General features: G+C 46.7%; 11 protein-coding genes and 1 other RNA gene. All 12 read right to left on the bottom strand.

Translation table 11 applies throughout. From position 1 onward, the window contains the following. Positions 1 to 188: 188 nt before the first annotated feature. On the bottom strand, positions 189 to 1,646 hold the full coding sequence (gene murC / locus R7F67_RS00490) for a UDP-N-acetylmuramate--L-alanine ligase (RefSeq protein WP_005387395.1): 1,458 nt from the start codon (positions 1,644 to 1,646) through the stop codon (positions 189 to 191). Positions 1,647 to 1,669: 23 nt separating this feature from the next. Then, the gene (murG, locus tag R7F67_RS00495) at positions 1,670 to 2,737 is read right to left on the bottom strand and encodes an undecaprenyldiphospho-muramoylpentapeptide beta-N-acetylglucosaminyltransferase (RefSeq protein WP_054576662.1); all 1,068 of its coding nucleotides are present in this window, start codon (positions 2,735 to 2,737) and stop codon (positions 1,670 to 1,672) included. Next, positions 2,724 to 3,920, bottom strand: a complete 1,197-nt coding sequence (gene ftsW, locus R7F67_RS00500) for a cell division protein FtsW (RefSeq protein WP_005372933.1) — start codon at positions 3,918 to 3,920, stop codon at positions 2,724 to 2,726. Before ftsW ends, murG begins: the two co-directional genes overlap by 14 nt. A gap of 18 nt (positions 3,921 to 3,938) precedes the next feature. Further along, the gene (murD, locus tag R7F67_RS00505; protein WP_054576661.1) at positions 3,939 to 5,252 is read right to left on the bottom strand and encodes a UDP-N-acetylmuramoyl-L-alanine--D-glutamate ligase; all 1,314 of its coding nucleotides are present in this window, start codon (positions 5,250 to 5,252) and stop codon (positions 3,939 to 3,941) included. 39 nt (positions 5,253 to 5,291) lie between these two features. After that, positions 5,292 to 6,374, bottom strand: coding sequence for a phospho-N-acetylmuramoyl-pentapeptide-transferase (gene mraY, locus R7F67_RS00510; RefSeq protein WP_005372931.1), 1,083 nt, complete (start codon positions 6,372 to 6,374; stop codon positions 5,292 to 5,294). Continuing rightward, positions 6,374 to 7,738, bottom strand: a complete 1,365-nt coding sequence (locus R7F67_RS00515) for a UDP-N-acetylmuramoyl-tripeptide--D-alanyl-D-alanine ligase (protein WP_005372928.1) — start codon at positions 7,736 to 7,738, stop codon at positions 6,374 to 6,376. The genes mraY and R7F67_RS00515 overlap by 1 nt, the downstream gene beginning before the upstream one ends. After that, the gene (murE, locus tag R7F67_RS00520; RefSeq protein ID WP_033906090.1) at positions 7,735 to 9,216 is read right to left on the bottom strand and encodes a UDP-N-acetylmuramoyl-L-alanyl-D-glutamate--2,6-diaminopimelate ligase; all 1,482 of its coding nucleotides are present in this window, start codon (positions 9,214 to 9,216) and stop codon (positions 7,735 to 7,737) included. Before murE ends, R7F67_RS00515 begins: the two co-directional genes overlap by 4 nt. Positions 9,217 to 9,278: 62 nt before the next feature. Beyond that, a complete protein-coding gene (locus tag R7F67_RS00525; RefSeq protein WP_411913735.1) occupies positions 9,279 to 11,072 on the bottom strand; it encodes a penicillin-binding transpeptidase domain-containing protein in 1,794 nt (597 codons plus the stop codon). Then, on the bottom strand, positions 11,069 to 11,386 hold the full coding sequence (ftsL, locus tag R7F67_RS00530; protein WP_005372920.1) for a cell division protein FtsL: 318 nt from the start codon (positions 11,384 to 11,386) through the stop codon (positions 11,069 to 11,071). The genes R7F67_RS00525 and ftsL overlap by 4 nt, the downstream gene beginning before the upstream one ends. 5 nt (positions 11,387 to 11,391) lie before the next feature. Beyond that, positions 11,392 to 12,342 carry a 16S rRNA (cytosine(1402)-N(4))-methyltransferase RsmH gene (gene rsmH, locus R7F67_RS00535; RefSeq protein WP_005372918.1) on the bottom strand — a complete coding sequence of 317 codons (951 nt, stop codon included), beginning with the start codon at positions 12,340 to 12,342 and terminating at the stop codon, positions 11,392 to 11,394. Positions 12,343 to 12,517: 175 nt separating this feature from the next. After that, positions 12,518 to 12,948: RNase P RNA component class A (gene rnpB / locus R7F67_RS00540), an RNA gene on the bottom strand. Between the two features lie 167 nt (positions 12,949 to 13,115). After that, positions 13,116 to 13,979 carry a 16S rRNA (cytidine(1402)-2'-O)-methyltransferase gene (gene rsmI / locus R7F67_RS00545; RefSeq protein ID WP_005372907.1) on the bottom strand — a complete coding sequence of 288 codons (864 nt, stop codon included), beginning with the start codon at positions 13,977 to 13,979 and terminating at the stop codon, positions 13,116 to 13,118. Between the last annotated feature and the right edge of the window lie 46 nt (positions 13,980 to 14,025).

A 14,025-nucleotide genomic window follows, 5' to 3' on the forward strand; every position in this document is an offset into this window, starting at 1 on the left:
TTCGTTTCCTGACTTTTGTCGTGTACTTTTTACCCATATAATTACGCAGAGGTAAAAGTCTTGACTTTAACCTTGGGATTATACTGAGCTCTTGTAAACTATCAAACACTGATAGCAATAAATCACAATGATATTGACGCAAAATCGAGATCTGAGTCTTTATCTGTCCTTCGCATCAACAATATGTGTCAGCCAAGCATCTTGTTTATATTCAATTTAAGACCTGCCAGCTGTTTCGCCACTTTACCAATATCACCCGCACCTTGCGTTAAGATTAGGTCGCCGTCTTGTATAACGTTAGCTAAAACTGAAGGTAATTGCTCGATTTCTGGAACAAAAATCGGATCTACCTTGCCTCGGCTGCGAATTGTGCGACATAAAGCGCGCCCATCAGCACCTGCAATCGGCTTTTCACCCGCTGCGTAAACATCCAGCATGATCAATACATCCACCTGTTCAAGCACATTCGCGAAATCATCGTATAAATCACGAGTACGGCTATAACGGTGCGGTTGGAAAATCATCACCAAACGCTTGTCTTGCCAACCACTGCGTGCTGCATTAATGGTTACATCCACTTCTGTTGGATGATGGCCGTAATCATCAACAAGCATTGCATGGCCGTTGCCAGTATCAAACTCGCCAAGGTGATCAAAACGTCTTCCCGTACCTTGCGTACCAGCCATTGCCTTTAGGATCGCATCGTCTTCAATGTCATCTTCAGTAGCAACCGCAATCGCAGCAGACGCATTCAATGCATTGTGACGACCTGGAATATTCAGCGTGATATCTAAGTTAGCTCGCCCTTTACGTACTACCGTAAATTTGCCTTGCTGCCCCTCTTGACGATAATCTTCAATACGTACGTCGGCATCTTCAGAAAAACCGTAAGTTATCACTTGACGACTAATACGTGGGATTAACTCTCGAACCACAGGATCGTCAATGCAAACAATTGCTTGGCCGTAAAACGGTAGATTATGAAGGAAATCGATGAAGGTTTGCTTTAAGGTTTCAAAGTCACCACCATAGGTATCCATATGATCGGCTTCGATATTGGTAACAATGCTCACCATTGGTTGCAAGTGCAGGAATGACGCGTCACTTTCATCTGCCTCTGCAATTAGAATACGACTCGAGCCTAGACGCGCATTTGTACCTGCGCTTTTCACCAAACCGCCATTCACAAACGTTGGATCAAGACCGGCTTCAGAATAGATTTGAGTAACAAGAGCGGTCGTCGTGGTTTTACCGTGTGTACCCGCAACGGCAATACCGTGACGGAATCGCATCAATTCAGCCAACATCTCTGCGCGGCGTACAATAGGGATGCGTAATTCACGTGCCGCCATCACTTCTGGGTTTTCTTCGTTGATCGCCGTTGACACAACAACCACACTGGCTTTTTCTACATTACTGGCTTGATGACCAATAAATACCGTCGCACCTTTTGATACCAAACGCTCTGTCACAGCGTTCTCTGATAGATCAGAACCTGTGATTTGGTAGCCTTCGTTCAACAGCACTTCTGCAATGCCGCTCATACCCGCACCACCAATACCGATGAAGTGGATGGATTTCACGCGGCGCATCTCTGGCACCATTGCGCGAATCTGAGCTAAGTCTTGTGTATGTTGTATTGTCATCAATTCTATTCTCAATAATTCGGTTAACGCTTTTCGGTCAAAGCGACAATGGCTTGTGCGACAACTCGGTCAGCATTCAATTTTGCAGCGCCACGCGCTTGCTCAGCCATTGTAAGTAAAGCTTGGCGATCCAATTGTTGGATCTGCTGAGTCAGAGACTCAACGGTTAAATCTGGTTGTTCAATCATTTTCGCCGCGCCGCAATCCACCAAGTGGTCTGCATTAAGTGCTTGCTGGCGGTCTTTGTGCATGAATGGAACAAAAATAGCGCCTACACCTGCCGCCGAGACTTCAGAAACAGTTAACGCTCCAGAGCGACAAACTAAAAGGTCAGTCCATGCGTAAGCTTCTGCAACGTCATCAATGAATTCCATTACTTCTGCCTTTACCACACCATTAGCTAGGTATGCTGCGTTCACTTCTTCGGCAGAACCTTTACCCGCTTGATGACGAATACAGTAATCTTCGCCCAATTTCGACATCACTTCTGGCAGAGTTTGGTTAAGAATACGTGCGCCTTGGCTGCCACCCATCACCAAAATGCGAATTGGACCTTGGCGCTCTTGCATGCGCTCAGTTGGCGCTGCTAATTGAGTCACGTCTTCACGAACTGGGTTCCCAACCACTTCGGCATTTGGAAAAGCGCCTGGGAAAGCCTGAAAAACCTTCTTAGCGATTTTCGATAACCATTGGTTCGTTAAACCTGCTACTGCATTTTGTTCATGCAGAACAACAGGAATGCCACTCATCCAAGCGGCAATACCACCCGGGCCGCTAACATAACCGCCCATACCAAGCACTGCGTCTGGCTGCCAGCGTTTCATGTGACCACGAGCCTGCATAATGGCATTGATAATTTGAAATGGTGCTGCAAGAAGACGTTTAACGCCTTGACCTCGTAACCCTTTTACTTTGATAAAGTCGATTTCAATGCCATGTTTTGGCACCAAATCCGCTTCCATTCGATCCGCCGTACCTAACCAACGGATCTCCCAACCTTGCTCTTGAAGCTGTTTTGCTACCGCCAAACCTGGGAATACGTGACCGCCAGTACCACCAGCCATCACCATCAAACGTTTATTTTGTTTCATTAGCTTGTTGTTCTGATTGTTGTTGCTCGCGTTTCAAGCGGCATTCGTAATCGATACGCAGTAATATGGACACTGCGACGGACATAATTATTAGACTAGAACCACCATAACTGATGAGTGGAAGTGTTAAACCTTTAGTTGGAACAATACCGGCGGCGGCTCCAACATTAACCAAGGTTTGAAACGCAAACCAAATACCAATTCCGAAAGCCAGATAACCTCCGAACATTTCGCCTTCTTCAAATGCACGCTTGCCGATGTAAACCGCTTTTAGCACCAAGCTAAAAATCAGCATTAAGACCAGCACTACGCCTACGAAACCAAGCTCTTCAGCAAGTACGGCAAACACAAAGTCGGTATGCGCTTCCGGTAGATATTCCAGTTTTTGAATTGAGTTACCGAGACCTTGACCGAACCATTCACCACGACCAAACGCCATCAAAGACTGAGTCAACTGATAGCCACTGCCAAATGGATCTTCCCACGGGTCAAGGAAGGAGGTTACACGTCGCATACGGTATGGCTCGACGAGAATCAAACCTACCACAGCGCCGATACCTGCCACCATTAAGGCGAGAAACTGGGTTAGTTTTGCACCTGCGATAAAAAGCATGCCAAACAGCGTGACCAGCATCACGACGACCGTCCCCAAGTCTGGCTGACCAAGTAGTAATACTGCGAAGAAGGCAAACACCATGATTGGCTTCATAAAGCCACCAAAGAACGTTTGTCGTACTTCGTCTTGCTTTCGAACTAAGTAACCAGACATGAAGATAAACAGCGATAGCTTCGCGACCTCCGCTGGCTGAAGGTTAAACAGCCCGAGGGGAATCCAACGAGACGCACCATTAACCGACTTACCCGCCAAGAGCACGATGATCAACAGTGCGAAAGAAGCCCAAAGTAAGTAATGGCTCTTCTTAAACCACTCTTGCAAAGGCACTTGCAAAATAACAGCGGACGTCCCTAACGCCAGCACGAGAAACGTCGCATGACGAAACATAAAGTGGAACGGCTGTTCAGTTAATCGAGAGCTGATTGGAAATGATGCAGAGGTTACCATGACCAAACCAGTCAACATCAAACCCAGTGCAATCCACACTAACTGACGATCAAACATCGCCTCTGGGGCTGGATGCTTGAGCCAATTGCCAATACTGCGTTTAACGTTACCTAAACCCACGAAGTGTGTAACCTTTAATTATGCATATTTCTGAGCAAGAGCAGCGAAAGCATCACCTCTTGCCATAAAGTTGTCGAATTGGTCAAAGCTAGCACATGCAGGAGACAGCATCACCATATCACCTGGTTTTAACTGCGAAGATACTTGTTGAATCACATCTTCCATAGTGTCGAAACGTATTGCAGATTCATGCAGTGGCATAAATTCATCGCCATCAGCGCCAAAGCAACACAGTTGCAAGTTAAGCGTCGCGAAGATCGGTTTTAATGGCGAGAAGTCAGCACCTTTGCCAACACCACCAACGAGTAAGTAGAGCTTGCCTGTCAATTCCAAACCAGATAGCGCAGCCATAGTGCTGGCAATATTAGTTGCTTTAGAGTCATTCACCCATTTGACGCCTTGATTATCCGCAACCACCTGGCATCGGTGTGTCAGTCCCGTGTAATTTTTAAGTGCATTCAATGCGTTGTGATAGTTTACGTCCGCAGCTTTTAATAGCGCTAAAGCAACCAGAGCGTTAGATAAGTTGTGCTTACCAACCAACTTAAGCTCATCACTTGCGACAACTCGTTGACCGTGATCGAGCAGCCAAGTACGGTTGCCATCCACCTCGAGACCAAAGTCCTGATTGTCGCTGCCAAATGTCACCAATGGCATCTCTGCGTCTGGGAAGGTTTCTTGATCATCACGGTTCACGACTGCAAGAGCAGCATGGTTAAAAATACGCAACTTAGCTTGTCGATAGTCAGACATGCCTTGATAACGATCCATATGATCTTCAGAAAGATTCAGAAACGCAGCGGCTTTGAGCTTTAAGCTTGACGTCGTTTCTAACTGGAAGCTCGAGAGTTCGAGTACATATAGGTCTGCGTCTTGTTCTAACAAATCCAGTGCAGGCACACCGATGTTACCACCAACGCCAACATCCAAACCTGCAGCCTCAGCCATCACACCTGTGAGGTCGGTTACTGTGCTCTTACCGTTTGAGCCCGTAATCGCAATCACCGGTTTCTGCACCGCCCAAGCGAATAACTCGATATCACCTACTACTGCCGTACCTTTTGCTAATACGGCTTGGATCTCTGGTGTCGCTAGCGCAATACCAGGGTTGGTCACGATAAGATCCGCGTCAGAAAGCCAGTCTGTATTCCAACCACCACTATGCAGTTGAACACTTTCCGGCAAGCGCTCTGCACCTGGAGGGTTTACACGAGTATCAATGACTTTGACCACAAGTTGTGGCTGATTTTTTCTTAGGTGTTTAACGACAGAGAGCCCGGTAATACCGAGCCCTACGACGACAACACTATGTATGTTTTGCCAACGTTCCATATTTGATCACACTGTAAATCTTGTTCTTGGAAAGCGCGATTAACGCACTTTCAATGTCGCAAGACCAATCAGAACAAGAACCATAGAAATAATCCAGAAGCGCACGATTACGCGAGGTTCTGGCCAACCTTTCAATTCGTAGTGGTGGTGAATTGGTGCCATACGGAAAATGCGCTGACCACGTAATTTGTAAGAACCTACCTGCAGGATGACTGATAGCGTTTCCATTACAAATACGCCACCCATGATCACCAACACCAACTCTTGACGAACTAGAACAGCAATGGTGCCCAATGCACCGCCAAGCGCTAGTGAGCCCACATCGCCCATGAACACTTGTGCTGGGTACGTGTTAAACCACAAGAAACCAAGGCCTGCACCTACGATTGCTGTACATACGACAACTAACTCAGAAGCATGTGGTAAGTATGGTATATGAAGGTATTCAGAGAAGTTAACGTTACCGGTCGCCCATGCAATAACCGCGAAGCCTGCTGCAACAAGAACCGTTGGCATGATTGCCAAACCGTCTAGACCATCAGTCAGGTTGACCGCGTTACTTGTACCTACAATGACAAAGTAAGTCAGAATGATATACATCAAACCAAGCTGCGGCATGATGTCTTTAAAGAATGGCACCACTAGCTGAGTTGCTGCTGTGTCTTTACCGTAAGCATACAATGCGAAAGCGACGACAAACGCGATCAACGACTGCCAGAAGTACTTCCAACGCGCGATCAAGCCATCGGTATTTTTGCGTACCACTTTACGATAATCATCAACAAATCCGACCGCACCGTAGCCAAGTAAGACTGTCAGTACCGCCCATACGTAAGGGTTGGATAAGTCTGTCCATAGCAAAATCGTGATTGAGATGGCCGCTAAGATCATGATACCGCCCATTGTTGGGGTACCACGCTTACTAAAGTGAGATTCAGGACCTTCGTTACGCACTACCTGACCAATTTGCAGCATTTGCAAACGCTTGATCATGATTGGTCCCATCCATAATGACAGACCTAGAGCGGTTAATACGCTTAGGATTGCTCGAAAAGACAAGTATTCAAACAATCGGAAAAAAGACAGGTATGGCTGTAGCAGCTCGGCAAGCCAAATAATCATTAATAATACTCCTTCAAAGCAGCAGCGACTTCAAACATACGTGCACCATTCGCTCCTTTCACCAATATCGTATGGTTTTCAGGAACGGCTTGGTCTAGATGCTGCTTGATGTATTCAATCATCTCTTGGTGCGTCTCAAAATGAATGCCTTGGCAAAGATCACTGATCACCTTGGCGTCTGCACCATATGTGAGAACATGTTCAAATTTTTGTGGGGCAGCATGTTCCCCGACTTGACGATGAAGTGCAAGACTTTCCTCGCCCAATTCCGCCATATTACCTAAAATCAGCCAGCGTTGACCTGGGAAAGCGGCCAATAAATCAACTGCCGCTTTCATGGCTGGCACGCTCGCGTTGTAGCTGTCGTCAATCAATTTTATCTTTTCGCTCAGCGCTTCAACCTCGACGCGACCTTTCACTTTGTTCAAATGTTTAAGGCCAGCGCGAACCTCTTCTAATGTGGCGCCCATTTGTAACGCAATAATAGAAGCAGCGATCGCATTCGCAACGTTGTGTTGACCTATAATACCCAGAGACAGTTCAATTTCTTGTGAGCTTGCTGCGATATGTAAGTCAAAGCTTGCTTCACCTGCGGCGTTCAATACGATGTTAGAAGCGAAGAAGTCTGCATCAGTATTACTTTGTGAAAAAGTAATGACTTTCTTATCTGCTAACACTTCATCCCACTTGGCTTCACCATTGCTGTCTAGGTTAACAATCGCAATACCACCAGCTGAAAGGCCTTGGTAGATTTCACCTTTGGCTTGTTTCACGCCATCGATAGAACCAAAGCCTTCAAGGTGAGCGGCGGCTACATTGTTCACTAACGCGATATCTGGTTTTACTAACTGAGTCGTGTAAGCAATTTCACCTATATGATTAGCACCAAGCTCAATCACGGCATAATCATCATCCTGCTGTGAGCGCAATAATGTCAACGGAACACCAATATCATTATTGAAGTTACCCGCCGTGAATAACACTTTGCCTTTCAATTGCAGGATACTCGCAACCATTTCTTTTACGGTCGTTTTACCGCAACTTCCGGTGATGGCAACGGTAGGTGTTTTGCATGCTTGATGCACCCAAGAAGCAAACTCACCCAATGCAAGTTTGGTATCCGACACCACAATTTGCGGCACATTCACATCTAAGCGTTTTTCTACGAGTAAAGCACCGGCACCTGCATCTACCGCTTGTTGGCAAAAGTTGTGCGCATCAAAGCGCTCCCCAACTAACGCGACGAATAAAGCCCCACGCTCAATCGTTCGTGTATCAGTAGAAACCGCGTCGATAAGTAGCTCGTCGCCGAATCGCTCACCACGAGTGATGTCTGCAATTTGAGATAACGTTACTTTGATCATGAGGTCAATCCTAAAAGTTGCATTGCGGACTCGCGGTCGGAGTAATGAATCGTTTCGCCATTACGAATCTGATAATCTTCATGGCCCTTTCCAGCTAACAAGATAATGTCGTTTGGCGAAGCATTTTCAATGGCATAAGACAGCGCTTTGAAGCGGTCATGCTGAACAATCGCTTCAGCAGGTTTTGACAGCCCAGCTAACATATCTTTCACAATCTGAACCGGATCTTCGCTGCGTGGGTTATCGTCAGTCAACACCACTCTGTCGCCCAGACGCTCTGCAATTTCCGCCATCATTGGACGCTTACCTGCATCGCGATCGCCACCGCAGCCAAAAATAGCCCACAGCTGGCCTTCACAATGAACTCGTAAAGCTTGCAGCGCTTTTTCTAAAGCATCAGGAGTATGAGCATAATCGACCACGACTTTGGCACGGTCCTCAGTTTGGAATAACTCCATTCGGCCGAGTACGGGTTGCAGTTGACCTGCAGTTTCGAGTAACGCTTGTTTCTCTTTACCTAAGCTTAATAAGGTCGCAAAAGCGAGCATTAAGTTGGTTGCATTAAACTCACCAATCAATGGCGCGTGCAATTCACCTGAGCCAAATTTACCATCGAACTTAATAGTAATCCCTGACTCCGCGTAACTGACTTCCGTCGCCCAAATTGCGCTTTCAAATTCAGTGTTCGGCTTGAGCGAAACAGCGACCGCATTACTTAACTGCGACGCCCATTGATGACCTACTTCATCATCAGCATTGATAATGGCACGTTCACATTGGTGTTGCGTGAACAACCCAAGCTTTGCATTGGCATACTCTTCCATCGTGCCATGATAATCTAAGTGGTCACGACTTAAGTTAGTAAACACGCCCGCCGCAAATGATAGTGCTTTGACACGACCTTGCGTCAGGCCATGGGAAGATACTTCTAGCGCGGTGTATGTGGCTTGTTGATTTGCGAGAGAGGAGAGCGTTTTCTGAATTTCAACGGCATTCCCCGTTGTATTCGCAGCTTGTTGCAAGTTATTGAGGAAGCCATTTCCTGTTGTTCCCATTACCGCCGCTTTATGGTCAAGCAGTTCTAGCCATTGCGCTATTAACTGGGTAATGGTGGTTTTGCCGTTGGTGCCGGTGACACCAATCAAATCCATATTAGGGTAAGCATAGAGCTTTCCAGCAATTGCGGATAAACGTTGGTCCAACCTATCGATGTAAATGACGGGAACATCATCAATGATTTCCACCGTACCATGTGTTTTGACATCGCAGGCTTGCGCCAGGGCTGCATTTGCACCTTGCTCAATTGCAGAGGCAATGAATTTACGCCCATCCACAACATGGCCAATCACTGCTACAAACGTGGTTCCAGGTTGAACTCTTCGGCTGTCGAGCTCCAATTCAGAAACAAGAACGGACGATAAGCTAGGGCAATCCACCCAAGGGGAAAGCAGCACGTCCATACTGATGGCTTTAGTCATATTTGTTCTCCGAGCTTTGGCTCAGGTTTTCTTAATTTTGTTTGCTCAGTAAACCACAGGGCTTACTGTTGGAATTTGTTTTCGTCAGGTGCAACATTGAGTATTTGTAGCGCGCCTTTCATGATTTCAGAGAAAACAGGAGACGCTACCGAACCACCATAGTAGTCATCACCTTGAGGCTCGTTTACGATCACTACTAAAGCAATTCGCGGATCGCTAACCGGAGCAAGCCCAGCCGTGTAGGTGATGTACTCGTCGCTGTACCCACCGGCAGAAGCTTTACGTGATGTACCCGTTTTCGCTCCCACTCGATAACCAGGAACTGCCGCTCTGCGAGCCGAGCCCCCTTTTTGAGTTACGGTTTCCAACATGTCTAATACTTGACGCGCATACTTCGCACTCACCACTTGACGTGACATGTCATGATCATTGCTTTCGATAATATGAATAGGCTCGTATTTGCCAAGGTTTCCAAGCGTCGCATAAGCATGGGCTAGCTGGATTGGTGTAATTGATAGACCATAACCAAACGCAATCGTGGCGCGCTCAATTGGCGACCAACGAGTTCGTGTAGGAAAAATACCCGTCACTTCCCCAACTAGGTTTAGGCCAGAAAGCTCACCAAAACCCACTGAACTGTACAGCCCAAGAAGCGCCTCTACCGGCATTTGCATTGCTAGCTTCGTCACACCGATATTACTCGACTTTTTAAGGATCGTGGTCAAGCTCGCTTTGCCTACGCGAGAGACATCTCTGACTCGACTACCACCTAAACGTAGGACACCATTACCGGTATCTACGATGGTATCTTTATCGGCTATCCCATTTTCTAAGGCGGCTAAAATAACGAAAGGCTTAATGGTCGAACCGGGCTCCATTGAGTCCGTGATCACTCGGTTACGCATTTGATAGCTTTGCCAATCGCTACGATTATTAGGGTTGTAAGAAGGAGCATTAACCATGGCCAATACGGCGCCCGTTTTTACATCCAACATGACAACGGAACCTGAAGTGGCGCGGTGGTCCGCAACGGCTTGCTTAATCGCACGATACGCAATCGCCTGTAGGCGCTGATCGATGGTTAACTGAAGTGATTTACCTTCTTGCTTGTCTTGCCAAGCAATGTTTTCCACAACACGACCATAACGGTCTTTACGAATAGTTTTCTTACCCGCCGCGCCAGTGAGCCACTCATCGTAGCTACGCTCCACACCTTCTAGGCCATGCCCGTCAATGCCTGTTACACCGACTAAGTGAGCACTAACCTCACCTGCAGGATAATAACGACGAGATTCCGACTTAAGGCCAACACCTGGCAGCTTTAGCTCACGAATATAGTTCGCCATGGCCGGACTGACCTGGCGCTGCAAGTAGATAAAGCGACGTTTTTCATTGCGCTTAATTTTGTCTATTAACCCTTGTCGGTCAATACCAAGAACATCCGCTAATGCATGCCAACTTTTGGTCTGGCTTAACGCGTTTTCTTTAAATATAGTGGCAGGATCTGCCCAAACCGCCTCAACCGGTACACTGACAGCAAGCGGCTCACCATTTCGATCCGAAATAATACCGCGAGCAGAAGGAATGGATTTAACACGAACCGAACGTAGGTCACCTTGTTTAATCAGGTTATCTGGCTCAATGATTTGGATGTAGGCTACGCGTGCCACCAAAAGGGCAAATGCACAAAAAACAAAAAACAGTAATAGATGGAAGCGCCAACGAATCAAGAAAGATTCTTCGACCGCCACTTTCACTGCTTTATTATCGTTTTTCTTATCCCCCGTAGCCGATTTCTCTTTTGCTACAGGTTTACGCTTATTGGCTTGTTTCGTGTTGGATTTTTTTCTAATCATTTGAGCGTGACAACCACTTCTTTATCGCCATCAGGTCGTTTCATTTCAAGTTCTTTTTTGGCAAGGTCTTGAACACGACTGTGTTCCGCGAGGGCAGTTTCTTCCAACATTAAGTTGCGCCATTCGCTATCTAATCGTTCTCGTTCAACCAACGTATGGTCTTTCTCGGTGATCGCTTGACGCGCATGGTGGGTAGCAAATACCACTCCCATTGCCGATGCCACGATCAATAGCAACAACAGTAATGGCCAGCGACCAACAGTGAGGAGATCTGTTGCAATCAACTTAGCAAGATTAGGAGTGGATTTCGTCATAATAATTAAAGCTTTTCCGCAATTCTTAACACAGAGCTGCGCGAGCGAGGGTTCATTTCAATTTCTTGTTTGCTTGGCTTAATCGCTTTGCTCACCGCTTTCATATTCGCACTACCAAGAGCACGAATTTGCTCTTCCGTCATTGGAATACCGTGTGGCACTTCAGGCCCTTTGCTCTCTTTACGGATAAAACGTTTGACCATACGGTCTTCCAGAGAGTGAAAGCTAATCACAGATAAACGGCCTTCAGGAGCTAGAATGCTCGCCGCGCCTTTAAGTGCCGTATCAATTTCTTCTAACTCACTGTTGATGTAAATACGAAAAGCCTGGAAAGCACGAGTCGCAGGGTGTTTTTTCTCTTTAAAACTTTTCGGTGCGGCATCTGAAATCAATTTTGCCAGCTGACCAGTGCGAACCATTGGCTCATTTTCTTCGTCTTCACGGTAGGCAACAATCGCTTTTGCAATACGGCGCGCATGTTTATCTTCCCCAAACTCGCGAATGACCCAAGTGATATCATCGAGGTCTGCTTCCATCAACCATTGAGATACTGGAACACCTGATGTCGGGTCCATACGCATATCTAGCGGACCGTCTTTCATAAAGCTAAAGCCACGCTCTGCGTCGTCTAACTGAGGAGAAGAAACGCCTAAATCCAGCAGAACACCATCCACTTTTCCAACTAGTCCATACTCTTCAGCATACTCAGCAATACCAGAAAATGGACCATGAATAATGGTGAAGCGAGGGTCATTGATTTTGCCTGCCTCAGCGATCGCTTGAGGGTCACGGTCGATACTGTACAGTCGGCCATTTTCACCGAGTTTAGATAGAATTGTCCGGCTGTGACCGCCACGGCCAAATGTTCCATCAATATAGACGCCGTCTGGTTTGATAGCTAAGCCATCAATGGATTCATTTAATAACACGGAAATATGTTGGAAGGTTTCGGTCATAGCTTTCTCGTTGAATGATCTTGAAGCGATTCTTTAGTGTACTGATTTCCTACATCATCGCCACCACAAGTCTAAAGTTAGACGTGATTTACGCCAAGTTTATTGGTAATGACATAGTTTGCGTCAATTAAATGCAAAAAACCCATCACTACCGAAGTAGAGATGGGTCTCGAATAGGTGGAGCCGACACATAAGCCGGGTTCTGTTCCGCTTGCGCGGCGGTAGCCATTCGTCTAGGCCAGCAATCACTCACTGGCTCGAGCAACCTACCCGCCTCCTTACGCGAGCAACGCAATGTGGAGGCCTATTTGGTCTTGCTTCAGGTGGAGTTTACCCTGCTACGAACTATTGCTAGTCGTCCGGTGCGCTCTTACCGCACCCTTTCACCCTTACCTGTACCCTTACGGGCCATCGGCGGTCTTCTCTCTGCTGCACTTGTCGTAGGCTTGCGCCCCCCAGGCGTTACCTGGCACCTTGCTCTATGAAGCCCGGACTTTCCTCCCCTTTGTCAGTCTCCCGAAGGACGTCAACGTCAGTCTCCCAAAGGGACTTCGACGTCAGTCTCCCGAAGGACATCAACAAAGCAGCGACTACCCAGTCAGCTCCGAGGGCGGATTGTATAGAGTTCTCACTTCAGAGTCTAGTTAGATCACAGATATGATGAAATGAATGCACTAAGTGATGACTTTTTAGTCAGCGCGCCAAAAATAGATAATAAAAAGGCCGATTCCTAAACATCAGCCCTCATTGACCATTTATCTCGCTAGCGGCACTTAGTCTAAGTTTTCTAAGCCCCATTTATATAGCGCATTCTTCTTCAAGTTATGTATTTCTGCCACCAAAGCAGCTGCTTTTTTCAAAGGCAGCTCTTTGGTCAAAATCCCTAACGTGCGTAAAGCATCTTCAGGTAGTGAGTCGTCTGTTGTTTCACGATGGCCATGTACCAACAATACCATTTCACCACGCTGTTGGTTATCGTCACTTTTCACCCATTCAATCAGCTCACCTAACGGCATGCCTTGAATGGTTTCAAAGGTTTTTGTTAGCTCTCTTGCCAACACAACTTCTCTATCTGGGCCAAGAACGTCTAACATGTCTTGTAGAGAGTCTAAAATACGGTGCGGTGACTCGTAAAAAATACACGTACGCTCTACCGAAGCAATCTCTAGGAATTTATCCTTACGACCTTTGCTTTTCGGGGGTAAAAAACCTTCGAAGCTAAAGCGATCAGATGGCAAGCCAGAGGCACTTAACGCCGTAATGACCGCACAAGCACCTGGAAGAGGCACAACTCTAACGCCCGCTTGACGACATTTTGTCACCAAATGGTATCCTGGGTCGCTGATAAGTGGCGTACCAGCGTCAGAAACTAATGCGATAGACTGACCGGAAAGCAGCTTTTCTACCAAAACTTGTGCTTTTTGCTGCTCATTGTGGTCATGTAGAGCAAAAGTTTTGGTTTGAATATTGAAGTGAGACAGTAATTTGCCCGTATGTCGAGTATCCTCAGCGGCAATGATGTCCACAGTCGACAGAATTTCGATAGCACGTTGGGTGATATCCGCTAAATTTCCGATTGGAGTCGGTACGATATAGAGAGTTGGCCCCTCATTCGGCAACTTATTTTTATCTGTCATTTGTTTACCATCACTTCAACGATTAATATAGAGACAATTTTGTACA

The sequence above is a fragment of the Vibrio sp. YT-17 genome, assembly GCF_033337375.1.
Classification (GTDB): domain Bacteria; phylum Pseudomonadota; class Gammaproteobacteria; order Enterobacterales; family Vibrionaceae; genus Vibrio; species Vibrio alginolyticus.

What these genes read in the sequence shown, in the direction of transcription:
- murC (WP_005387395.1), bottom strand. Translation starts at nt 1,646, where the DNA reads ATGACAATACAACATACACAAGACTTAGCTCAGATTCGCGCAATGGTG.
- murG (WP_054576662.1), bottom strand. Translation starts at nt 2,737, where the DNA reads ATGAAACAAAATAAACGTTTGATGGTGATGGCTGGTGGTACTGGCGGT.
- murD (WP_054576661.1), bottom strand. Translation starts at nt 5,252, where the DNA reads ATGGAACGTTGGCAAAACATACATAGTGTTGTCGTCGTAGGGCTCGGT.
- mraY (WP_005372931.1), bottom strand. Translation starts at nt 6,374, where the DNA reads ATGATTATTTGGCTTGCCGAGCTGCTACAGCCATACCTGTCTTTTTTC.
- R7F67_RS00515 (WP_005372928.1), bottom strand. Translation starts at nt 7,738, where the DNA reads ATGATCAAAGTAACGTTATCTCAAATTGCAGACATCACTCGTGGTGAG.
- murE (WP_033906090.1), bottom strand. Translation starts at nt 9,216, where the DNA reads ATGACTAAAGCCATCAGTATGGACGTGCTGCTTTCCCCTTGGGTGGAT.
- R7F67_RS00525 (WP_411913735.1), bottom strand. Translation starts at nt 11,072, where the DNA reads ATGATTAGAAAAAAATCCAACACGAAACAAGCCAATAAGCGTAAACCT.
- ftsL (WP_005372920.1), bottom strand. Translation starts at nt 11,386, where the DNA reads ATGACGAAATCCACTCCTAATCTTGCTAAGTTGATTGCAACAGATCTC.
- rsmH (WP_005372918.1), bottom strand. Translation starts at nt 12,342, where the DNA reads ATGACCGAAACCTTCCAACATATTTCCGTGTTATTAAATGAATCCATT.
- rsmI (WP_005372907.1), bottom strand. Translation starts at nt 13,979, where the DNA reads ATGACAGATAAAAATAAGTTGCCGAATGAGGGGCCAACTCTCTATATC.